Below are 22,261 nucleotides of genomic sequence, written 5' to 3'. Positions count from 1 at the left end.
CGGAGCTGGTCATGTCCTGGTTCAACAACAGTAACTTTGAGCTCGATGAGATCGCCATCGCCAAGGCATTCTGCGCAGTATGCATCGCCATTGGCCTGTTTGGCTATCTCTAGTACCCGCTGCCGGCAGCGCTGGCGGTACTCCCTCTGCGGCCTTGCATCTGCGCGGCCCTGAGGTAAAGTGAAAGCCTCCACCTGATCCCTGCGAGCGTAATCGCCAGCTGTTGTGACCATCAATATCAAGGTTCTGGGGCAGATCCCGCAGCAGGCACTCCCGGGCTGTTTTGCGCTGTTGCTACTCGTTGCCTGTGCCAGTCCGCTACAGCGGGCTGAGCTGCCGGCCGAACAATCTCTTGCCCCATCTTCCGACCGATTCTGGCAGCACCTCGCCGCAGACAGCCCGCGGGAGTGGTTCCATCTTCTCAACACTTACGACGAGGCCTACGACTGGCGTATTGCCCTCATCGACAGTGCCCATGAGTCCATCGAGCTGGAGACCTTTCTGTGGATGCCGGACTTCAGCGGCGCAGCCTTTGTCGGCCATCTGCTGGCGGCCGCCGACCGGGGTGTCAGGGTCCGCCTGCTGCTGGACGATTCGTATACCTCCCGGGAAGACCAGATGCTGCGCCACCTGGACGCCCACCCCGGTATCGATCTGCGCCTGTATAACCCATACGCTTACCGGGTGCCGGACACGGCGGGAAGGGCCCTGGTCAATGCCGGTGATTTCAACAGGGTCAATCACCGCATGCACAACAAGACACTCATCATCGACGGCTGGGCGGTGATTGTCGGCGGCCGTAACCTGGCAGATGAGTACTTCGGGCACCACCCGCAATACAACTTTCGCGATATGGAGGTACTGGCCATGGGTGAGAGCGTCGCCCAGGTGAGCCAGCATTTCGACCGTTTCTGGAACAGCGGCTGGTCGATACCCATCGGCCAGTTGTTGAAGGCAGAGTCCAGCGAAGAAGATCTGCAGCAGCTGCGGGCGCAGCTCGAGGCCGTCGCGGGGCCCGTCAGGGTGAGCACGGAACCGGAACTGGCCGCACGCTGGCAAGCGGTGACGAAGGATGCCGTTTCCGGCGCCGCCCTGTTTTTGTCCGATGACCCGGCTACTGATGATCCCACTGCGCAGGCGGAAAAGCCGGACCAGCTGGCCCGCAAACTGCGCCAGGCCATCGACAGCGCCAACAGTGAACTGATTGCCATCAGCGCCTACCTGGTGCCTACCCCGGAACTGGAAACGAGCCTGGCGGCGGCGGTGGATCGCGGGGTGCGGGTGCGACTGCTCACCAACTCCATGCGCTCCAACAACCACCTATCCGCGTATGCCGCCTATGACGGACACGTCAGGCAATTGCTGGAATCGGGGGTCGAGCTCCACGAGGTACGCGCCGACGCCCGGGACCGGGAGCGTTATATGCGCGGACCGGTGGTCGACAAGAAACTGGGCCTGCATGCCAAGTTTATGCTGGTGGACGACGACCGGGTGTTTATCGGTAGCAGCAATCTTGATCCTCGCTCGCTGAAAATCAATACCGAGGTCGGCCTGATGATTCACAGCACCGAACTGAACAGCAGGTTGCGGTCTGCCATTGCTGATGACTTCCATCCCCGCAACAGCTGGTCGGTGAGCCTCGAGGATGGGCGGCTCAGCTGGCGCAGTGATACCGAAGTCCGTTACACCTCGCCCTCGGATTCCGTGTTTCAGCAACTGGAGAGCTGGTTTTTTGGATTATTGCCGATCGACTCGCAGATGTAGCCGACGCTGCCATGGTTTCGCACATCGGCAAGCATTCGCTCCAGGCTTCATATACATGACGCCTACCGCTTTATTTCAGCTGTTGCTGGGGCTGGCCGCAGCCGTGCCGCTGCTGTTAATGGCCGCAGAAAGTCCGCTACGCTCCCAGTGTGGCACCGGTGAGATACGTCAGGAGGGGGCCTGTGTGCTGTCACTGGCAGGGACTCAAGTCGTCGTATCCAGCGCTGGTTCGGGCTCGCTCAATTCGCTGACAGTGCGGGTGGTCGGCACCAGCGCCAATGTCAGCGAGGAGGTAGATGGCGTGGCCTACCGGGCGCAAATTGCCGACCTGGACAGCGACCAGCGGCCGGAAGTCTATGTTGCCATTGCATCCGCAGGTAGCGGAAGTTACGGCTCCCTGGTGGCCTATGTGGTCAATGACGACCTGACCCTCGAGCGGATTGTGCTGCCAGAGCTGGGCGAGGACCAGGCTGTCAGTGACGGTTATATGGGGCACGACGATTTTGCCGTGGAGGAAACGTCGCTGGTCCGGCGCTTTCCGCTGTATCTCCCTGGTGATGTGAATGCCCAGCCCAGCGGTGGTACCCGCAACGTCGTGTACCAACTGGAAAAGTCTGGCGGGCAGTGGCGGCTGACGCGAACCCGTATTAGCGATTATTGAGCGGCAGCTTCCCTACAAGTGAGTCCGTCGGAGTTGCCGAATGACTTGAGCGGTGCCTCAAGGTGAGTAAGTTCGATACCTTGAACGTCACCGACCCTGATGGTTTCAAGCCTAAGCCAGCGGTGATCTGCGTCTATTTTGGTAATAAACGAGAATGACGGCTGCGGATTCCACCGCCGCAAGAAGATACAACTGACTCGTTGGGATACCCGCCAGGTTACTCAAGGCCAGGCCGACGCAAATACCGACATTCAGCGCAATGAGCAGTGCCAGGACAGTTATCGAAGCCGAATGACTCGGCGAGTTATGTGCCATCACATCCTCCCGGTGGTTTCTGGAAAACTTCGAGGTCTTGTATATCTAGAACAATCCCCCGGATTCGGCAAGTCACAGGGTGACAAATTCAGCCTTGCGTTGCCATCACCGCCTGACCACTGACTAGCACTTGATGCGTTCCATCGCGGGGTCATAGAGGGGTTGCAGTGAACAGCGGCAGGGGTAGCGGACCCCGGCGATATCCACCTCCCAGTGACCGGTTCGCAGGTACGCGGGGTCGACGGTCTCCCCCGGCTCTATCATCGCCAGGCCGACGGCCCCGCCTAGGGTGTGGCCGTAGCTGCCGGCACGCACGTAGCCTACCGCTTTATCGTCGCGGTAAATCACCTCCGCGTGCCACAGCATGGGCTCCGGGTCTTCCACCAGAACCTGTACCAGGCGTCGCTGGTAGGGCCGGGCCGCCTTTTGCCCGGCGGCCCGGTCGCGGCCGATAAAACCGCCCGGTTTGTCCACCGCCACCGCAAATCCCAGGCCGGCTTCAAAGGCGTTGTCGGTATTGTCGATGTCGTGACCGTAGTCGCGATACCCCTTCTCCAGTCGCAGGCTGCCCAGCGCCCGCAAGCCAGCGTGCACCAGGCCGTGGTTGGTGCCTGCTTCCACCAGCCGGTCATAAACATTAACCGCCTGATCGCTGGGGATATACAGCTCGTAACCCAGTTCACCGGCGTAGGTGATGCGAATGCACAATGCCCGGCCGTAGCCGATGTCGATTTCCCGGGCAGAGCGGAAAGGGAAGGCCTGGTTACTCATATCCACGGAACTCACCGCCTGCAGTAACGCCCGGCTGCGGGGTCCCTGGATATTGATCTGGGTGATCCCGGAGGTGACGTCGGTGACCACGGCGAATTCGTCGTCGCGTCTGTGCCGTTCCATCCAGGTCTGGGCGTGGCGATGCATGGTGTCGGTGACCACCACCAGAAATTTGTCATCGGCCAGTTTGGTCACCGTGAGGTCGGCCTCCAGCAGGCCGCGATCATTCAGCCACTGGGTGTAGGTAATCACGCCCGCCTCGCCATCGACCCGGTTGGCGCTGAGGCGTTCCAGCAGGGCGCCGGCATCCCGACCCTGGACCAGGAATTTGGACATGATGCTCATATCCATGAGGATCACAGCCTCGCGGCAGGCCCGGTGTTCCCGGGCCCAGTAGGGCCACCAGTGCATGCGCCCGAAGGAAAGTTTTGCGGCCTCGGGCTCAATCCCGGGCGGTGCGTACCAGGCCGGCGCTTCCCAGCCGCTCACCTCGCTGAAACAGGCCCCGGCGGCAGCCAGGCGGTCATGCAATGCCGAGCGCCTGGCGCCCCGGGCGGTGGCGGGTGTTTTGGTCGGATAGTGGCACTTGTAGACCGTGCCCAGCGCCTCCACCGCCCGGTCGCGGCGGTAATCGGGGTTGGCCTGGTAGGCGTGAAAGCGGTCGATGTTAAATCCGGTGACATCCACGTCAGGACTGCCGTTCAGTATCCAGTGGGCCATGACTCTGCCCAGGCCCCCGGCGGACAGGATACCGATGGAGTTGAGGCCGGCGGCCACAAAATAATTTTTCAGCTCCGGCGCCTCGCCGACCACGGGTGCCAGGTCCGGGGTGAAACTTTCCGGGCCACAGAAGAATTTCCTGATGCCGCTGTCCATGCTGATGGGCACGCGGCTCATGGCCTGTTCGAGAAACGGCGTCATTCGCTCCCAGTCAGGTTCGAGTTCACCGAAGGAGAAAGTGTCGGGAATTCCCTCCACCCGCCAGGGTGCGGACACCGGCTCAAACAGGCCTACCATCAGGCCGCCGACTTCTTCCCGGTAGTAGCCGTAATTGGCGGGGTCCTCCAGCACCGGCCATTGTTTACTGATGCCCTCCACCTGATCGGTGATCAGGTAGTAGTGCTCCGCCGCCTGGTTGGGGATGACAACGCCGTGTTGCTCGCCAAACTGCCGCGCCCACATGCCGGCACAGTTCACCACGTACTCACAGGCGATATCGCCATGGTCGGTTGTCACTCCGGTGACGCGCCCCCGGTCGCGAGTGACACCGGTGGCCGAGACACCGGTAATCAACTTCGCGCCCTGCATTCTCGCGCCCTTGGCCAGCGCCATGGTGACGTCAACCGGGTTGACCCGGCCGTCACCCTCCACGTAAAAGCCTGCCAGCACGTCATCCACCCGGGCGATGGGAAACAGGTCCTGCACTTCCCGGGGGGAAATTTCGTGCACGTCGACACCGCAGTAGCGGTTGAAGGCCGATACCCGACGATATTCTTCCAGCCGATCGGGGCAGGTGGCGAGTTCGATAAAACCGCAGGGATTGATGCCGGTGGCCTGGCCGGTTTCCGCCTCCAGCCGGCCGTACAGGTCCCTGGAATATCTGCGGATCGCAGTGGCGGTTTCAGACAGGCTGCCGTAGGTCACCATCAGTCCGGCTGCGTGCCAGGTGGTCCCCGAGGTGATCTCGTCCCGTTCCAGCAGGACCACGTCGCCGCAGCCCAGATGGGCCAGGTGATAGGCGATGGAGGTGCCGATAATACCGCCACCGACCACAACTACGCGGGCGCTGGAGGGTAGCTTGTTGCCGGATTGGGTCTGTGCAGTGTTCATGGAAGTGGCCTTTGCCTTGGCTGCTGCTTACCGGGTTTATGCCATGGCCCAACCCCTTCGGCTAATGGCGGCAACACCGTGGATACAGCTGGAAAACGACGGTTTATGATAACGCTTTAATGGACTCGGGAAAGCCTGATCGGCACGCCCGCGATCCAGGCTCCGCCAATGACCAGGGCGACGACGCCGGTGTTGGTCGGCGACAGCAGGTTGCCGTCAAACCCCAGCAAGGTTGCCAGGGTTAATCCCGATCCCGCCAGCACCGCGCCGCCCACCAGCCTGATGGTTGGCGGGCAGGGGACGTCAGCGCCCCGGGTGATACGCTCCAGGGGTGAAAGTAGCAGTGCAACCGGAACCAGCAGCGCGCCCAGGAGCAGCAACCACAGGGGGCGGCTCCACCACCACTCGGCGCTGCCGGGCACCAGGCTCATGCCCAGCCCCGCCAGAAAGTAAGAGAGGACCAGCACCGCCAGCAAAACGGTCATGTGCCAGAGATAAATCGTCATTATCATCGTATTGACGATGACGGTCGTGGTCCACAGGTTGAGACTGGAAAGCAGCCTCTGCATGGGCCTTTCGATGGCCATCAGCAGGCCAAATTGAACCAGGCCCAGCGCGATAAGGGTGATTTTTGGCGGCAGCGTATTGCTGACCTCGTCACCCGGTGAGCCTGCCATGGCGATGGGATAGGGGCCCCATACAATCAGGGCATACAGGGTCAGCAGCGACAGCATGGACATGGCGATCAGTGCCGGCGGTTTGGCCAGCCGGCCATCACGCCAGGCAAAACCCAGGTGGTGCATGGCCAGCCACACCCAGAAATAGTTGCTCCAACCCGTCCATTGCATATCCAGTGCGAAGAACAGGTAATCGACCAGTACCGCGAGACCGATATAGGCTGCCAGGGAGTAAAAGCCCCATTGCTGCCACAGCCGGTAAGTCAGCGGGGCGAGCAGGACGATCATGGTGTAAATGGCGAGAAACCAGGTGGGAACCAGTGCTGCTCGGGAGAGAAACCTGATTTTTTCCGCCTCCACCGACGCCAGGTTGAGTGCGACGGCGATACCTGCCCAGACCAGTACCAGTAACAGCAGCGGTGTCAGTAGCCGGTGGAGTCGACCGGTGAGCCATTGGGCATAACTGAGCTGTTTGCCTCTGGCACCCTCCAGCGACACGGCATTGGAGTAGCCACCAACGATGAAGAAGATCGGCATCACCTGGAAGACCCAGGTAAGCCAGGCTGTCCAGGGAATGGAATCCAGCGCCAGCACAGGCGTCATGGTGCCCGTCGCGGCGTCATAGTAGGCGGTAGTGATCAGCCAGTGACCAATGATCACGAATCCGATGGAGACGGCTCGCAGGAAATCCACGTAGCGATTGCGGTCATCCGGTGTTGCCCGGGCGATCTCACGCGCTGGTGACCAGATGCCCATAGTGAGTCCTTGCCGTGCCTGTTGTTGTCTTTTGCCTGACAGTATCCCTGTAGCCCAGCGCCAGGGCAATGGGAGTTGCCACTAATCCCGCTAAATGTGCGGGGGCATAGGGTGGCCAGCTGATGTCTGTAAACAGCGACTGACCAAAGCGGATTTCCACGAGGATCTTGAGCGTACAGAGCAGTCCGACCAGGATAACCAGGAGGGAACGGGTGCGCTGCCACAACAGGAAAAGCACCACCCCCAGGAGCGTGTTCAATAGTCCGGACAGGCCGCAATATCTCGCTACCTCGCCCAGCGGGGATACCAGCAGCAGATCCACCCCGAGCGTGCCGGCGAGGATACTGCTCATCAGCAGTTGCGGTGAATGCCTCTCGATCAACGAGGCCAGTATCGCCAGTGCGCCCACATTCCAGGCAAGGTGTTCGACATCGGCATGCAGCCAGTGGCCGCTGAGCAGCCCGATCCAGTCACCCGTCACCAGGCGGTAGTAATCGAAGTGCAAATTCTCCCTCGCCGCGGCCGGCAACAGTGCCAGGCCGCAGGCCAGGGCGCAAAGGATCAGGGTGAAAACAGGTCGTCGTGACATGCTCTTTCTCCTTCTGGCGTGCGGGGCCGGAAGGGGCCCACACCCGTCTGTGCGCTGTTCAGTGGGCTTTGCGCGTTTTGTTTGCCCACAGCAGGGGCAGTAACAGGAGCAGGCCCGTCAGACCGAGGGAGCCGCCACCATTGCCGCCAGGCCCGGGGTAGGCGCGCGGCGCAGTGAATGCCGGTTGCCGGGCGTCCTGGCGGTGGTCGCGCACTGCTTCGGACCCACGTTGCTGGCGCGCCTGGCTTTCATTGGCCACTCGCTCGGCATTGTTGCGATCGATGCCGAACTGCTCGAAGGCCTCCTCGCGCACCACCAGCATGGAGGTGTAGTCGGTCACCAGCCCATATGCCACGGCCAGGTCGACTATCGCCTGCTCGCTGTCACTGTCGTGGCCCAGGTAATCCATGCGCTGCTGCAGGTCTTCTATGGTGGCGTAGGCCCACAGGCGCTCCAGTTCCGGATACCGTGCGCTTTGCTCGGGGAAGTGCAGGGCGGAGGTATAGGTCACCTCCCGGTCGGAGACCCTGCCGCTGATCTCGACTGCGCCCTCGCCGTCACCCCAGTAGTGACCGAAGACAACCAACTGCTGGCCGCGATACAGAGAGCCAATGCGCGCCGGCGTCAGGTCTTTTACCCTGACTCCCTCGATTTCCAGGTCGATGTCGCGGTAAGCCTCATGGCTCAGCTTGTCCGCTGTCTGGACCAGGCGGCCGGCAATGTCGTCGCCGTTGGAAATGCTGCTGTAAAAGCCGTTTGACACGGTCGTCATCCCCTCCAGCAGGGGCCGGTTGGCACTGTTGCCCATGACAAAGCTGAACAGGCGAACGTCGTGCTTCTCCAGCAAGCTGAGGAAGTCTTTTTTCTCGGTGACGCCCACATTGGCGACACCGTCAGTGACCAGAATGACGGCGCTGGGCCGATCCGCGTCCAGTCGGCCATAGGCCAGATCGAGTCCCGCATAGAGGTTGGTACCTCCGCCAGGTTGCATGGACTCCAGGCGCTGCATGTAAGTCGCTGAATTCTTCTCGTTGATCGGGATATAACCGCGGGTGATCTCAGTGGCGCTATCGTTGAACAGTACAATCCTGAAGCGGTCGTTGGGGTTGAGTTTGCCCAGGCCCTGACGCACGCCTTCCACCAGGGTCTGGTACTTGCCCTGCATGGATCCGGAATAATCCAGTACAAAAATCCAGTCCCTGCCGCTCTCGATCGCAGCCAGGTCATCGCCCGGGGTCACGGTCAGCATAAAGGTGCCGCGATCGCTGCCCTCGGGTTTGTGGGTAATCATGTCGATGCTGCCGGGTAAGCCCTGCTGGTGACGCCAGTACACCACGATGTCCTGATTGAGCTTGAAGGACTGTGGGGGAGCAGCGGCGCTGCCGGCTTCCTCGACTTCCGCCGGGCTGGCCAACGCCACCTGCCACTGCTGGCTTGACGCCGAACTGATGGCCGCTTGCGGATGCTGCGGCAGGCGGAAGCTGTCTATCGGGTAGGAGGAGCGCATCTGCAGGTTGAAGCTGAAAGCTTCATCCACGGTCTCGTTGTAAGTCCAGAAGGCCAGGGCCTCTTCATCGACACCCCCTTCCTCCAGCGGATAGACATAACGTCCAATTCCCAGGTCCACATGAACCGGCTGGATGTAGACCAGGCGAATGCGCACATCGCCCCGGGGCTGTACCGGGTACACCTGCGAATCGAAGCTGCGGTATGCGTCCTGCTCCGTCAGCGCCGTTTCCCGGCCCTGCGCTTTTTCCTGCTGGTAGATCTCCCTCGCTCGTGCCTTCTCAAGAACCTCTCCCGTGACTGGCTTGCCGTCAATCCAGTAGGTGAATTCCCCGACGGATGCCTGTTCGGGAACGGGAAACGAATAAATGGCCTCCAGTGCCTGCTGGCTCGGGTTGAAAAACGTCTGGTCGATGGTGGTAATGGCGTAGCCATCTTCGATGACCACGTCCACATGGTGCTGCTTGATCTTCAGTTCGGGCAGGGTGCCGTTGGCCGGTGTCATCAATCCCGCGGCCTCGGTTCCCGGCGCCATGCACAGCGTCGCTGCGGCGGCGGCAATGCATTTTCTGGCGTAACTCCATGGGCTGCTCATGATCGTTTCCTCGCGTAGTCGGGTAGAAGCGTCGGCGCACGATCGCGCGACGACGAGAGAAAACTTGCCTCAAGGGTGCATAAAATGCATCCTTGTTCGCATTAGTGCCGTTTTATGACCATAAAAGTATCGAAATGCGATACCTTCAGGATGTGATAATGAGCCAGGTTGCTGCACTGTTAAACACCCTCAAACGCGAGCTGAAAGCCAGTGGTATCACTTACGCCAACGTGGCCGATCGCCTGGGCCTGTCGGAGAGCAGTGTCAAGCGGATGTTCTCCGAGTCGAAGCTGTCGCTGGATCGGCTGGAGGCCCTGTGCCAGATCGCGGGCCTGGACATCTCCGACCTGGTGCGAAAGATGGCCAGTGAGCGCAAGCGCATCAACCGGCTTACCCAGGAGCAGGAGCGGGAAGTTGCTGCCGATCCCAAACTGTTGTTGGTCGCTATCTGCGTCCTCAACGCCTGGACCTTTGAGGAAATCATCGCCACTTATACCCTGAGCGAGCATGAGGTGATCCAGTTACTGGCCAGACTGGATCGACTGCGGCTTATCGATCTACAGCCATTGAACCGCTTCCGCTTGACCGTCGGCAGCGATTTCCAGTGGATTCCCAATGGCCCCATCCAGCGATTTTTCAGCAGGGACGTGCAGCCCCGATTCATGCGGTCCAGCTTCACCGGGCCCGGCGAGAAATTCGAGTTTCGCAGCGGCATGCTCTCCAGAGCCTCCAACGCCACAATGCTGAAGAAGCTGGATCGCCTGCTGGCCGAATTCAATGAATTACACCAGGAGGACAGCGGACTGCCTCTCGAGGAACGCTTCGGCTCAAGCCTGCTGATTGCTTTCAGGCCGTGGGAATTCAGCGTTTTCCGCGACCTGCGCCGGGATCCACAGGAAAAGATTTTCTGACACTGACGAAACCGTCGCTGGGCGCATGCTAGACAGCAGCGGCAGGTATTCTGCTCCGTCGGCGCATCGCTACGGGTGCTGGCGACCAGAGACGACCTGTTTACAAGTGTCGTCATCGCGTGGAGTATGGCTTTTATGGATATTGATACCGGGACGATCCAGCGCGTGCGTGACGCGCTGTTACAGCAGGGCCGTGCAGCCCCTGAAGCAGGTGACGAATCCGCTGATCATGGCGAGCTGCCTTTTAGACAGGATCTGCTGGAGAGGTTTACGCCCTTTGCGGAAACCATGTTTCTTGTCGCCATCGTTGACGGGCATGAGGACCCCGCCGAACTGGACGCCTTGCGCGGCGCGATGCACATGCTCACGGCCAACCAGCTCCCCGCCGATGCGCTGGTCGATGTTTACCAGCGCTGCAAGCACGATCTGGCCCAAATAGGATTGCAGCAGTACCTGGAGCGTATCGGCTCGCAACTGGCAGGCGACAGAATGGATCGGGAAACGGCGTTCACACTGGCCGCAGCGGTCGCTCTGGCCGACGAGCAGGTACACGGGGCTGAACTGGAGTTGATGTCCGAAATTGCCGGGTACTTCGGAATTTCCAGCAAGGCGGCGAAAACCTTGCTAGCGGAAATCTGAGCCGCCGTTATTCCTCCTCGGCCAGCAACACTTCCTCGATATCCAGGGTATCCGGCGTCAGGGTGAGTAACACATGGTGCCTGAATACCTCCCGGTCGCGGCTGAATATCCGCGGCACCCTCGCTGCATTGACATGCACGGTGCCGCCCTGCGCCACACGCCAGGGGCGCTCATTGCCCTGCTTGGTGCGCAGGTGCATATGCCCGGCAACAACGGCCAGTACACGTTTGCCGATGGAACTCGCATACTGGATGACGGCTGCCAGGTCCGGGTCGCCCCAGTCACCGCCATCAGGCATGAAATCGCAGCCCCAGATATCTTCCGGTTTCTCTCCCAGTCCGTGGGGGCCATTGTGTGCGAGAAAAATGATCTCCGGGTCAGCCTGGTCGACCAGCGCTTTCATCCGCGCCACCGAGTCCTCCAGGGTATGGATCGCGTAGGTCTGGGACATGTACTCGGGAAAGGTCAGTTCGGGGCCACCCATACTGTGAGGGCGCGCAGCAATCAGGCTGATCCGACGTCCACCCACATTTAGGCGATGGAGGCTGTAGCCACACAGGGCGATGTCGCCGTCATGTTGCCACTGCCGGGCGATTGCCATGATGGCGTTCTGGCCACTGCGATGGGTCAGTTCTGCCGCGAGCTGGCGAATATCGACGGTGTCATTGTTGCCGGGCATGACCAGCACCTTACCCCGCAGGGCGGATAGCAATCGCGCCATTTCCAGGCTGCTCTCCCGGCTGCCGCTGCCCAGGTCGCCGGTGAAGAACAGCAAGTCGAAAGACCGCTGATTCAGGGTGTGAACATCCAGTGCATCGAAGTGTGTGTGCAAATCGCCCACAATCCCGATGCGCAGGACACCGCTTGCGCTTGCTATCGCTTCAGTCATCGCCTTCCCCGGAATCAATCAGGCCCATACGTGATCTCCCAAATGGTACTGGTAGCAGGTCACGCCGTTCTGCACATACTAACGGATTACCGGGGTGGTGAGGTGGAACCGGGTCTCAATCTGGAGCTGTGGCTTGGTCTGGCCTGGTTTGCAGTCCATTTTTTTACAGGCTGGTTCCCGTGGTTCAGGTCTAGTAAGGTTGTGAGCGTGATGACTGATCCGCGTCGGCGCAAGATGGTCACCGGGTCGTGTCGCGATCATCACTGACCTTACTGCCTTACAGGATTAATTTATGAACCCACGTTTTACCCTGGCACTGGCCCTGCTATTTCCACTCATGGCCCAGGCTGATACCTCCCAACTGGAAGCGGCCGTGGCCGGAGAACACCGGACCGAAGCCTATGTGGCCAGGGATGTATACCGCCATCCGGTCAAGACCCTGTCGCTGTTCGACGTTCAGCCGTACCACTCGGTGGTGGAGGTGTGGCCGGGCGGGGGCTGGTATACGGAAATCCTGGCGCCCTATCTGAAGCACAACGGCCAGCTGATCGCGGCCCACTATGACAGCAGCGATGACCAGGCCAGCTATCGTCCCGGTTCGCGGCAGAGTTTTGACAGGAAGATGGCTGGCAATCCCGCCGTCTACGGCAAGGTGAAGGTGACCTCGCTGATGTTCGACGAGACCCGCGGCGACCTGGTGATGGGCGCGGCGCCCAGTGGCTCGGTGGATCGGGTAATCACCTTCCGCAATGCTCATGGCTGGTTTGCCCGGGGGACCATGGACGCGGCAATGGCCCATTTCTTCGATGTGTTAAAGCCCGGGGGCAAACTGGGCCTGGTGCAGCACCTGGCGGATCCCGAGCAGGACTGGATGTCGCGCAACATCGGTTACGTGGGCCGGGACTACATCATCGGCGCGGCGGTGAAGGCGGGTTTCGAGTTGGAAGCCGAGGGCTTCTTCAACCGCAATCCACTGGATCACAAGCGCTATGACATCGGCGTGTGGAAGCTGCCCCCCTCATTGAGGAAGCTCGAAACGGATGAAGAAAAAGCGCCTTACCTGGCTATCGGTGAAAGTGACCGGATGACCCTGGTCTTCAGCAAGCCGATGGAATCACATGAGTAACACGATGGGTGCCGCTGTGCTGCTGGCAGTGGCAGTGCTGGTCAGCGGCTGTGCCCAATACGAGAACAAGCGCGGGGTGCTGGCCCGGTGGCAGGATGTATCTGGTCATAACCTGGTCGCCGGGAAGACCACCCGGCAGGACGTGCTGGACGCCCTGGGCCCGCCCTCGCAGTTGATTGCGCTAGGGGAAGAGACCGTGCTCTATTACCTGTTCGAGCGCTCCAGGGGCGAGGGCCTGGTGCTTATTGTGTACAACCAGTTCAAGGTTGATACGCGCTACGACAGGGCGATCTTTTTCTTTGATGCCAACGACAGGCTCACGGATTTCGCTTCTGACTTTGCCGCCGCAGATGATCCCTGATGCGGTGGCAGCGCCTGCTGATTCTGCTCTGTTGCCTGCTGACTGGCTGCAGCCGACTGCACTACCAGCTCGGTCTGCCGCTGGCTGGCGACAGCGATGAGACGGCTGCTGCCGTCACCCATGTGTCCCAGGCGCTGGCAGCGTTCGGGCCTCCCCAGCGGGTGGCCACAATCGCGGACGGTTATGTGCTGGCCTGGGAGCACTGGCGGATATCGGAAACTGCCCTGGGTGTGAGTCTGGGCCCGCTGGGGGTGGACGCTTTTTCCCTTGACTGGGGCAGGGCACGGTTGGCGGGTGATTTCCTGGTCATGCGCTTCAACCGCTCCCATCGGGCCAGCAATCACAGTTTTTCCCGATGGGATGAACACGCCGGCGGCGGTACCGCGCTGCAGCCGTCTATCGGGCTGGTGGATATTGTCGACGTCGATGACCTGCTGACCCCGATGCCCCAGCATCGCTGGGGGAGTACCTGGCTGCAGGCGCTGCCGCGGCTGCTCAACACGGCCAGCAGTCCCGACTCGGGCGCAGCCGCCCTCGAGCAGCGGGGCACGCCTGCAGCCGCTGGCCAGCGCAGCCTGGAGCAGTAATTCGTTGTCAGGGCGCTTGCATAGATGAGGCAGACATGACCGAAAAAGCACGTGAATACGAAGTCGTCCTCTGGGGCGCCACCGGTTTTACCGGATCGCTGGTGGCACGCCATCTCGCCGAGAACTACGGCGAGGGCCTGGCCTGGGCCCTGGCCGGCCGCAACAGGGAAAAATTAGAGGCGCTGCGAGACACCCTCGGCCTGCCGGATCTGCCCATTATCCAGGCGGACAGCGGCGACCGCGCTTCCCTGGACGCGATGGTCGCCCGCACCCGGGTTGTCTGCACCACGGTCGGACCCTATGCCCGCTACGGCGATGCCTTGCTTGCCGCCTGCGCCGCGGCGGGAACCCACTACTGCGATCTCACCGGTGAAGTGCAGTGGATGGCCCGAACGATCGACCGCTACCTGGCGACGGCCCGGGACAGCGGCGCGCGTATTGTCCACACCTGCGGGTTTGATTCCATCCCCAGCGACCTTGGAACCTGGTATCTGCAGGAGCAGATGTTTGAGCGCTACGGTGAATATGCCGATGAGGTTAAATCCCGGGTAGGCAAGTTCAGCGGCGGTGCCAGTGGCGGCACCATTGCCAGCATGATGCTGATGCTGGAGGAGGCGGTTGACGACCCGGCGGTTCGCGAGGCCCTGGCCAATCCGTACTCTCTCAACCCTGAAGGAGAACAGTGGGGCCCCGATGAACTCGACAGCAACCAGCCTCAATACGATGCGGATTTTGCCCAGTGGACCGCACCTTTTGTGATGGCCGCCATCAATGCCCGGGTGGTGCGGCGCAGTAACGCGCTTGCCGGTTATCCGTGGGGTGTTGATTTTCGTTTCGATGAACGACTGCTCACCGGCGCTGGCGCGCGCGGCAAAGCCCGCGCCGCCGGTATCGGCATGGGCAGCCAGCTCACCCCACTGGTGATGGGCCTGAAACCCTTGCGGTGGATGGCCGGCCGGTTGCTGCCGGCCCCGGGGGAGGGGCCGAGCCCCCGGGAGCAACGTCGGGGGCATTTCGAGCTGTTCTTCCATGGCCGAAACTTCGCCAGCGGGAATGCGCTAAAGCTTCGGGTGTCCGGCGATCGCGATCCCGGGTACGGTGCGACCTCGCGCATGCTGGGGGAGGCGGCGGTGTGTCTGGCGCGTGACAACCTGGACTGTGACGGCGGCGTTTGGACGCCGGCGACCGCCATGGACGGTCTGCTACTGGCACGCCTGCAGGCAAGTGCCGGGATTCAGTTTGACATACTGGACGACTGAGCAGGCCAGCCGCCCTGTGGGGCCCGCCGCTGTCCCTGTCTCAGGCCAGGCCGCGATTTTTCAGCAGTGCCTTCACCTCGGGGTCACGCCCGCGGAAGCGTCGGTATAGCGTCATGGGATCCTCCGAGCCGCCGCGCTCGAGGATATTGCTGCGAAACGCCCGGGCCGTTTCCTGGTCAAACAGGCCGTTTTCCTTGAAGGCCTCAAACCCGTCGGCATCCAGTACTTCAGCCCAGATATATACGTAGTAGCCAGCCGAGTAGTAGTCGTCGGAGAAAATGTGCTGGAAGTAGGAGGACCTGTAGCGCGGGTCAACGACCGTCCGGTTGCCGGTTTTTTCAGCCACCTTCAATTCAAAGGCAGCCACATCCTCTGCCTGTTCACCCTCCTTGCCGTGCCAGGCCATATCGAGGAAGCAGGCCGCCAGGTACTCGGTGGCGGCAAAGCCGGTGTTGAATTTGGCCGCGGCGCGCAGGCGATCAATCAGCGCGTCCGGAATCGGTTCGCCGGTATCAACGTGCCGGGCGTAGTCTTTAAGCACTTCCGGCTCCATCGCCCAATGTTCCATGATCTGCGAGGGCAACTCCACAAAGTCCTGTTTGACGTGGGTGCCACTGAGGCTGCGGTAGCGGACCTTTGACAGTAGTCCATGCAGGCCGTGGCCAAATTCGTGGAACAGGGTGCGTACCTCGTCCATGCCCAGCAGGCAGGGATCCCCGTGGGGGAAGTTGCAGCAGTTGACAATCACCGGCTCCACGTGGCCATCGAGTGCCGACTGGTCGCGGAACGTGGACATCCAGGCGCCGCTGCGTTTCGAGGGACGCATGTAAAAGTCGAACAGGAACAGCCCGATACGACTCCCGTCCGCCTCGCGAACTTCAAAGGCCTGCACGTCGGGATGATAAAGCGGTACATCCCTGCGTGGGTGGAAACTGATGCCATACAGTTTGCGGGCCACCTCAAAGGCGCCATCGCGCACCTGTGCCAGGGAGAAATAGGGCATCACCTCGCTTTCGTCCAGCTGGTAACGCTGCTGGCGCAGTTTCTCGGTGTAGTAGAACCAGTCCCAGGGCGCAAGGTCGAAGTCGCCACCCTCGGCATCAATCAGTGCCTGCAGGTCACGCGCTTCGCTTGCCACCTTGTCCCGGCAGGGTGCCCATACCTGCTCCAGCAGTTCGATGACACGGTCCGGGGTTTTTGCCATGCGCTGTTCAAGCATGTAATCGGCGTGTGTTTCATAGCCCAGCAGTCGCGCCCGTTCTGCCCGTAGGGCAATGATCTGGCGGATCACCGTGTGGTTGTCAACACGGTTTTCACCGCAGCGGGTATAGGCGCGGTAGATGTCCTCGCGCAAGTCCCGGTGATCGGAGTATTGCAGGAAGGGGGTGATAGAGGAGCGGGACAGGGTGAACAGAAAACCGTCCCTGCCGCGGGATCTCGCCTCTGTTGCCGCAGCCTCGCGCACAAATTTGGGCAGGCCGCCAAGCTGGCTCTCGTCCAACAGCAACTGGTAGGCGTTGCTGTCAGCCAGCACGTTCTGGCTGAACTGGGTGGTCAGCCGGGCCAGGCTGCCGTTGATCTCCTCCATTCGCTGGCGGCCCTGCGGGTCCAGTTGTGCACCTGCGCGCACAAAATGGCGGTAGGTGTTATCCAGTAGCTGTCCCTGCTCCTCTTCCAGTTCAGCGGCCGAACCGCGGACTGCACGGATCCGCTCGAAGAGCGTCGTGTTGGTGTAGATGTGGCTTTCGTGCAGCGCTGCCCTCGGCGAAAACTCCAGCTCAAGGGCCTGCAATTCCTCGTTGGTGTCTGAGCTCACCAGGTTGGAGAACACCGACATCACCCGGTCCAGCAATGCGCCGGATCGTTCCAGTGCCTCTACCGTGTTGGCGAAGTCTGGTTCGCTGTCATCACCCGCTATAGCGGCGATCTCCGCTTCGTGTTCGGCAAAACCCCGGTCTATGGCCTGGCGGAAATCATCCGGGGTGATGGCGGCGAAATCGGGCAGCCCGTGCTCAGGCATGCCCTGGAGTAGGGGATTGCTCATTTTGTCCCTCGATGTCTGGTGCTTGCAGGTTCACTGCCCCAGAATGGCAGTTGCAGAACAACAATCATAGCGGAGGGAGCATGAATGCGCATTGAAGACTGGCACGCTCGCGGGACTACCGGCTCATTGCTGGGGTACGACATATTCTATATTGACGAACCGGCCACCGCTGAACCGCTGGGCACCGTGTTACTGATTCACGGCTTTCCCACCGCAAGCTGGGACTGGTGGAAAATCTGGCCGGCACTCAATCAACACTATCGCCTGGTGGCCATGGATTTGCTTGGCTTCGGCTTCAGTGCCAAGCCCAGTCCTCACGACTACCGGATCACGGAACAGGCGGACATCTGCGAGGCCCTGGTGCGTCATCTGGGACTGGAACAGTTTCATGTGCTCGCCCACGACTATGGCGATACGGTCGCCCAGGAGATGCTGGCCAGACAGAATGAGGGCTCAGGTGCCGGTCGGTGGCATTCCTGTCTGTTTTTGAACGGCGGGCTTTTTCCGGAAACCCACCAGGCTCTGCTGGTCCAGCGACTGTTGCAGGGGCCGCTGGGCTTCCTGGTGAGGCACGCTTTCAGCAGGGCCAGTATGCGCAAGTCATTCGACCGTATTTTTGGAGCGGATACCCGGGCAAGTGACGAGGAACTGGAGGCCTTCTGGCAACTGTTCACCCGGGACCGGGGCCAGCGCAACCTGCACCGCCTGATCCAGTACATGGCCGACCGCAGGCAGTACCGGGAACGCTGGCTGCAGGCGCTGCAACAGGCCTGCTGTCCCATCGGCCTGGTTAACGGCAGTGTCGACCCGGTGTCCGGGGAGCATATGGTGCTGCGCTTTGAGGAACTGGTGGGTACCGACTATTTTATCCGGCGCCTGCCGACCATTGGGCACTACCCCCAGGTGGAGGCGCCCGACGCCGTGGCATCGGCGTATCTGGAGTTTATCCAGCACCCGCAGTGAAACACTTCCGGGGTACCTGCCCGCTGCCATTTAAGGCTTCAGGTCCCCGGAACGCAGCACAAAGTGATTGTTGGGCGCGCCACGCTGCGCGTACAACGCCGGCAGAAAATGTGGTAACACACCCACTTCCTCCACCTGGTGGCGCATCCACTGGGGAATCATTTGCGGGGTGAACACCCGGTTCCTGAGGTAGCTGTTCAGCAGCGCACCCAGTACCGGCAACTCGGAGCCGAGGGTAGCGGTCACCACATATCGGGTCTCGCTATCGATCACGCTGTAACGGTGTTCCACCACGCCAATCTGTAGCCCGGCAGCGCGGGCGATAGCGGTCATGCCCTGGTCCGAGAACTCGCTGATCAGGGCCCTGCCCTTGCTGTCGAAGGGACCAAACCATTCGTGGCGTTCGATGACCGCGCCCCTGGCCATTCCCGGGGTGCCGTCCGGGGCAGGCTGTACCACCCACAGCTGGCCGTGCTCGGTGGCGTGGAACAGGTGGTAGAGGGGATAGCTGATGCCGTCCAGTTCTACCGTTGCAACCGGCAGTTGCTGGTAAAACCAGGCCAGCATGTCGGGCGTTACTCCCGGCAGTGGCAGATGACGGGTAATCACGCGGATACGACCATCCGCGAGATAGGTGTAGCTTTTCTCCGCCAGACGGTGATCCGGCACCGGCCACGGCAGGCTGCGGGGCGGGTCGTGGTAAACCCGCGATTGCGGTAAGAACCAGGCAATGGCGACCATTGCAGAGATGATCAGGCAGGATGCCAGCAGGGAAGCACAAACTACTTTCAGCATGGGCGGATTATACTAGCCCGGGACTATGGCCGGGCAAGCCTTCACGACTGGTTTTCCAGTGCCAGGGTGCGTATGTCGTTGAGCACGGTATCCACGTGCAGAAAGTCGGCACTGTAGATGTTGCGGATCTGTCGCTGTTTGTCGATCAGGAATACCCGCAGTATATGTGACATGGTGCCAGTATATTCGCCATCCGCGGAGTAAACCGGCCGGCGGTACTGATTGAAACTCGTCAGCAGCGGTTGTAAGTCTCCCTCCGAGGCGGTGGTCAGGAACTGCCAGTCGAATTTGTGGCGGCGAAAGTGCCGGGAGTAGTCAGACATCGCTTGGGGCGAGTCATTCGCCGGGTCGAAGCTCAGGCTGATCAGTCTGACTCTGCTTCCCAAGGCGGCGTCCTGTTGCAGTGCATGCTGTACCTGACGCATGACGTAACTTGCCAATGGACAGCCGTTGACGTCCGGGCAACGGGTATAGATGAAGCCCAATAATGCGAATTTGTCACCCAGCAAGCTCCCCAGTGGCATCGCTTTACCGGTTTCATCCAATACCTTGCCGTCTCCAGCCGGGCCAAGCGGCGGCAGCTGATAGCTGCCCGCCGCAGGTGGCGTGAACTGCAGCTCGGAGTACCCCGGGGCCAGCACCGGGCTTTCGGCCCGTGGCATTGCTGCAAACAGCAGCAGTAGCGCGGTCAGGGGCCACCTCATATGCCGGCGACTTTCCCTTGATAGAGTGAGTAGGCGCCGAAACGCATCTGGTGAGGGGCACCCAGTTTTTCCGCGACAAAATCAATACTGAAGCTGGGCTCGAGTTTGTCGCCATCGTAGCTGTACAGCTTCAGGTACTGCAGGTCAGGGCCCTTGGGTTCCTGTTTGTCCCAGTTGGCCAGGAGCGAGGAGGTGTAATAAACCCGCTTGCCGTCCCAGCTCTGGGAAACCATATTGACCTGCTCGCCAATCTTTTTGCTATACACCTGGCGCGCATTGAAAGGGTCGCTGATGTCGTACAGGCGAGTGAGTCCATCGTTCCAGGTGTTTACCCAGAGCTGTTGGTCGTCGTTGGAAATCGAGATATCAACCGGCAATGGGACCTTGCTGGCTTCGCCGATGTCACCTACATCCTTCGCCTGCCACTCGCCTTCATCATCCTCGTAAATCAGCCAGATCTTGGAGGTCAGGGCAGTCGTCGTGAAGCAGTAGTTATTCTCCTTGTTCCAGGCGCAGCGAATCTCCAGCGGTGAACCCGGCACGTCGAGGATCTTCCGCGGTTGGCGAGCGTGAAGATCCCAGATCACCACCGTGTTGCCAAAGGCTTTCATGGCCTCGGCGTCACCCATCAGCGTACCCAGGTTCATCATGTAATTGTTCCAGCCGGTGAAGGATGAACTTACCATGACATTGCGCCGGGGCAGCGCACGCACATCGTATCCAAAGCCATCGGCAAATTTGCCGGATTGCACTGCCCCCTGGAGTTTGTCCGCAGTTGGCATCCAGTAAGTGGCGACGTAATCGCCGGCGTTGGTGTATTCCACCATTGCCGTTCTGCCACCGTGGTCGCGATTATTGGACAATCCGGTCACCATCATCCGCCCGGGAAGGGCATAATTGGTGTGGGGGCCGACAACGCCACCGCTCTTCGCCACGAAATCTGAAATGGTACGGCTAAGCGTGGGCTTGGCGGGATTGGTATGGACGTCGAAGATAAATATTTTGCTGGTGTCCAGGCCGGAAGCCCACAGGTAGCGCCGGTCATCGGTGAGTCCGGTATGATGTGCTTCGTTGCGCCCGCCGACCGACAGGCTGTTGACGACCTTGCCAAAGTTCTCCGAGGCAGGGTTGACATCCACGGTAACCAGCTTGTCCTGTTCGTCACCCACCCCTGGCATTCCCAGCGTCCACACGTAGACGAAGTCTTCCTGCCCCTTGATTTTCGCCATGTAGGGCGACATACAGGTTTCGTCTGCGAAAGTGGTACTGGACAAAATGAATAGTAGTGCGAGTATTAGTCTCATGGCTCTCTCCGCAATCGGTTGAACCCAACAGCATGAGACTAGTCCAGAAACCAGCGTTTTCAAGTCGAGCTCGTCGTTCCCGGACAGCAGTAATTCCGGCTCTGTTGCTGGTTTTTTTGGCGTGGTCGGCGGCCGCGGCTGCGCCCCTCTCGGCGGTGGCTACATCCGTCCCGCTGGGATTGCCCGCGCTGGCAGCGCCGGAGGACAATCTCCCCACCGAGGCTCGAATTTCCCTGGGCCGCAAACTCTTCTTCGACCGCCGGCTGTCATTTAACGGCACGTTGTCCTGTGGCATGTGTCACGTGCCGGAGCAGGCTTTCACCCAGAATGAACTGCGCACGCCGGTAGGCATAGAGGGGCGTTTTGTGAAGCGTAATGCGCCTTCGTTGTTGAATGTGGCGTACCGCTCGAGGCTGTTCCACGACGGCCGCGAATCGACCCTGGAGCACCAGGTGTGGCAGCCACTGCTGAAATCCAACGAGATGGCCAATCCTTCCATCGGCTACGTACTGGATACAATCCGCTCCGCCGCCGATTATGACGGACTGTTTGAAATTGCCTACGGATCAGCGGTGAGCATGGAGGCGGTTGGCATGGCACTGGCCAGCTACCAGCGCAGCCTGCTGTTGGCGGACTCGGCATTTGATCGCTGGCGCTATGGGGGAGATGACAATGCGCTTGATCCTGCCGCCCGGCGCGGTTGGACCTTGTTCCAGGCGTCTGGCTGTCGCGCTTGTCACCGGGTAGATGAGGGTTCAGCGCTGTTTGCAGACGGGCAGTTTCACGATACGGGTATTGGTTACGCCCGCACCATGGGGCTGGAAATTGGCAAGCAGAAGGTCATGTTGGCGCCAGGGCTTGAAATGGCCCCTGGCCCTGGTTTTGATACCCCCACCTTCAGTGACCTGGGGCGTTACGAGGCCACGGGGCGCAGCGAGGATCGCTGGCGCTACCTGACGCCTTCGCTGCGTAATGTTGCCCTCACCAGCCCCTACATGCACGATGGCTCCCTGCCAGACCTGCGGGCGGTGATCGACTACTACCGCAGGGGAGGCGTTGGCTCGCCCCACCAGGATCCGCGTATACGGCCACTGTCGTTGAGTGATGAGGATGTGAAAGCGCTTGAAGCCTTTCTGCGCTCGCTGACGGGTAACGGGCTGGAAACCTTGCTGCGTGATGCGCGCTCAGTGCCGATAGGTGATAAGCACTGAGCGT

Annotated in this window: 19 protein-coding genes; 10 read left to right on the top strand and 9 right to left on the bottom strand. The window is 60.7% G+C overall.

The window, feature by feature from the left end; translation table 11 throughout:
• The first annotated feature begins 225 nt into the window (after positions 1-225).
• Both E2F43_RS16165 and E2F43_RS16160 read left to right on the top strand, forming a co-directional pair.
• Complete coding sequence (locus E2F43_RS16165) at positions 226-1,764, top strand: phospholipase D-like domain-containing protein (RefSeq protein WP_133214594.1); 1,539 nt, start codon at positions 226-228, stop codon at positions 1,762-1,764.
• Positions 1,765-1,819: 55 nt separating this feature from the next.
• Positions 1,820-2,425: a hypothetical protein gene (locus E2F43_RS16160; RefSeq protein WP_133214592.1), complete on the top strand. Its 606-nt coding sequence runs from the start codon at positions 1,820-1,822 to the stop codon at positions 2,423-2,425.
• Between the two features lie 438 nt (positions 2,426-2,863).
• Here the strand turns inward: E2F43_RS16160 and E2F43_RS16155 are convergent, their stop codons facing one another.
• The 4 genes from E2F43_RS16155 to E2F43_RS16140 form a co-directional block, all read right to left on the bottom strand.
• Complete coding sequence (locus tag E2F43_RS16155; protein ID WP_133214590.1) at positions 2,864-5,341, bottom strand: GcvT family protein; 2,478 nt, start codon at positions 5,339-5,341, stop codon at positions 2,864-2,866.
• A gap of 116 nt (positions 5,342-5,457) precedes the next feature.
• On the bottom strand, positions 5,458-6,774 hold the full coding sequence (locus E2F43_RS16150) for an acyltransferase family protein (RefSeq protein WP_133214588.1): 1,317 nt from the start codon (positions 6,772-6,774) through the stop codon (positions 5,458-5,460).
• Complete coding sequence (locus tag E2F43_RS16145; RefSeq protein ID WP_133214586.1) at positions 6,749-7,363, bottom strand: rhomboid family intramembrane serine protease; 615 nt, start codon at positions 7,361-7,363, stop codon at positions 6,749-6,751. Before E2F43_RS16145 ends, E2F43_RS16150 begins: the two co-directional genes overlap by 26 nt.
• 58 nt (positions 7,364-7,421) lie before the next feature.
• Positions 7,422-9,464: a VIT and vWA domain-containing protein gene (locus tag E2F43_RS16140; protein ID WP_133214584.1), complete on the bottom strand. Its 2,043-nt coding sequence runs from the start codon at positions 9,462-9,464 to the stop codon at positions 7,422-7,424.
• 158 nt (positions 9,465-9,622) lie between these two features.
• Here E2F43_RS16140 and E2F43_RS16135 point away from each other — a divergent pair, with 158 nt between their 5' ends.
• Both E2F43_RS16135 and E2F43_RS16130 read left to right on the top strand, forming a co-directional pair.
• On the top strand, positions 9,623-10,375 hold the full coding sequence (locus E2F43_RS16135) for a helix-turn-helix domain-containing protein (protein WP_133214582.1): 753 nt from the start codon (positions 9,623-9,625) through the stop codon (positions 10,373-10,375).
• 135 nt (positions 10,376-10,510) lie between these two features.
• A complete protein-coding gene (locus tag E2F43_RS16130; RefSeq protein ID WP_165954363.1) occupies positions 10,511-11,014 on the top strand; it encodes a TerB family tellurite resistance protein in 504 nt (167 codons plus the stop codon).
• A gap of 7 nt (positions 11,015-11,021) precedes the next feature.
• Here E2F43_RS16130 and E2F43_RS16125 read toward each other — a convergent pair whose 3' ends face one another.
• A complete protein-coding gene (locus tag E2F43_RS16125) occupies positions 11,022-11,903 on the bottom strand; it encodes a metallophosphoesterase (RefSeq protein WP_133214578.1) in 882 nt (293 codons plus the stop codon).
• A gap of 292 nt (positions 11,904-12,195) precedes the next feature.
• On the opposite strand from E2F43_RS16125, the gene E2F43_RS16120 reads away from it, so the two are divergent.
• Genes E2F43_RS16120 through E2F43_RS16105 form a run of 4 tightly spaced genes read left to right on the top strand, consistent with a single transcriptional unit; the run spans position 12,196 to position 15,236 of the window.
• Positions 12,196-13,029 (top strand): class I SAM-dependent methyltransferase, encoded by an 834-nt coding sequence (locus E2F43_RS16120; RefSeq protein WP_133214576.1) that lies wholly within the window; start codon positions 12,196-12,198, stop codon positions 13,027-13,029.
• Positions 13,022-13,390 (top strand): hypothetical protein, encoded by a 369-nt coding sequence (locus tag E2F43_RS16115; protein ID WP_133214574.1) that lies wholly within the window; start codon positions 13,022-13,024, stop codon positions 13,388-13,390. Before E2F43_RS16120 ends, E2F43_RS16115 begins: the two co-directional genes overlap by 8 nt.
• Positions 13,390-13,977, top strand: a complete 588-nt coding sequence (locus E2F43_RS16110; protein WP_133214572.1) for a hypothetical protein — start codon at positions 13,390-13,392, stop codon at positions 13,975-13,977. Before E2F43_RS16115 ends, E2F43_RS16110 begins: the two co-directional genes overlap by 1 nt.
• Before the next feature lie 35 nt (positions 13,978-14,012).
• Positions 14,013-15,236, top strand: a complete 1,224-nt coding sequence (locus E2F43_RS16105; RefSeq protein ID WP_133214570.1) for a saccharopine dehydrogenase family protein — start codon at positions 14,013-14,015, stop codon at positions 15,234-15,236.
• A gap of 40 nt (positions 15,237-15,276) precedes the next feature.
• Here the strand turns inward: E2F43_RS16105 and E2F43_RS16100 are convergent, their stop codons facing one another.
• Entirely contained in the window at positions 15,277-17,280 is a 2,004-nt protein-coding gene (locus E2F43_RS16100; protein ID WP_133214568.1) for a M3 family metallopeptidase, read from the bottom strand.
• A gap of 84 nt (positions 17,281-17,364) precedes the next feature.
• On the opposite strand from E2F43_RS16100, the gene E2F43_RS16095 reads away from it, so the two are divergent.
• Complete coding sequence (locus tag E2F43_RS16095) at positions 17,365-18,243, top strand: alpha/beta fold hydrolase (RefSeq protein WP_133214566.1); 879 nt, start codon at positions 17,365-17,367, stop codon at positions 18,241-18,243.
• A gap of 30 nt (positions 18,244-18,273) precedes the next feature.
• On the opposite strand, the gene E2F43_RS16090 is transcribed toward E2F43_RS16095, so the two are convergent.
• Genes E2F43_RS16090 through mtoX form a run of 3 tightly spaced genes read right to left on the bottom strand, consistent with a single transcriptional unit; the run spans position 18,274 to position 21,046 of the window.
• Positions 18,274-19,038 (bottom strand): hypothetical protein, encoded by a 765-nt coding sequence (locus tag E2F43_RS16090; protein ID WP_133214564.1) that lies wholly within the window; start codon positions 19,036-19,038, stop codon positions 18,274-18,276.
• A 41-nt stretch (positions 19,039-19,079) separates the two neighbouring features.
• Entirely contained in the window at positions 19,080-19,742 is a 663-nt protein-coding gene (locus E2F43_RS16085; RefSeq protein ID WP_133214562.1) for an SCO family protein, read from the bottom strand.
• Positions 19,739-21,046, bottom strand: coding sequence for a methanethiol oxidase (gene mtoX, locus E2F43_RS16080; protein ID WP_133214560.1), 1,308 nt, complete (start codon positions 21,044-21,046; stop codon positions 19,739-19,741). The genes E2F43_RS16085 and mtoX overlap by 4 nt, the downstream gene beginning before the upstream one ends.
• 155 nt (positions 21,047-21,201) lie before the next feature.
• Here mtoX and E2F43_RS16075 point away from each other — a divergent pair, with 155 nt between their 5' ends.
• On the top strand, positions 21,202-22,257 hold the full coding sequence (locus E2F43_RS16075; RefSeq protein WP_238946978.1) for a cytochrome-c peroxidase: 1,056 nt from the start codon (positions 21,202-21,204) through the stop codon (positions 22,255-22,257).
• The last annotated feature ends 4 nt before the right edge of the window (positions 22,258-22,261 follow it).

The sequence above is a fragment of the Seongchinamella unica genome (genome assembly GCF_004354085.1).
GTDB lineage: Bacteria > Pseudomonadota > Gammaproteobacteria > Pseudomonadales > Halieaceae > Halioglobus > Halioglobus unicus.
Note: the sequence above shows the minus strand (reverse complement) of the source record. Positions and strands in the feature narration are given on the sequence as shown.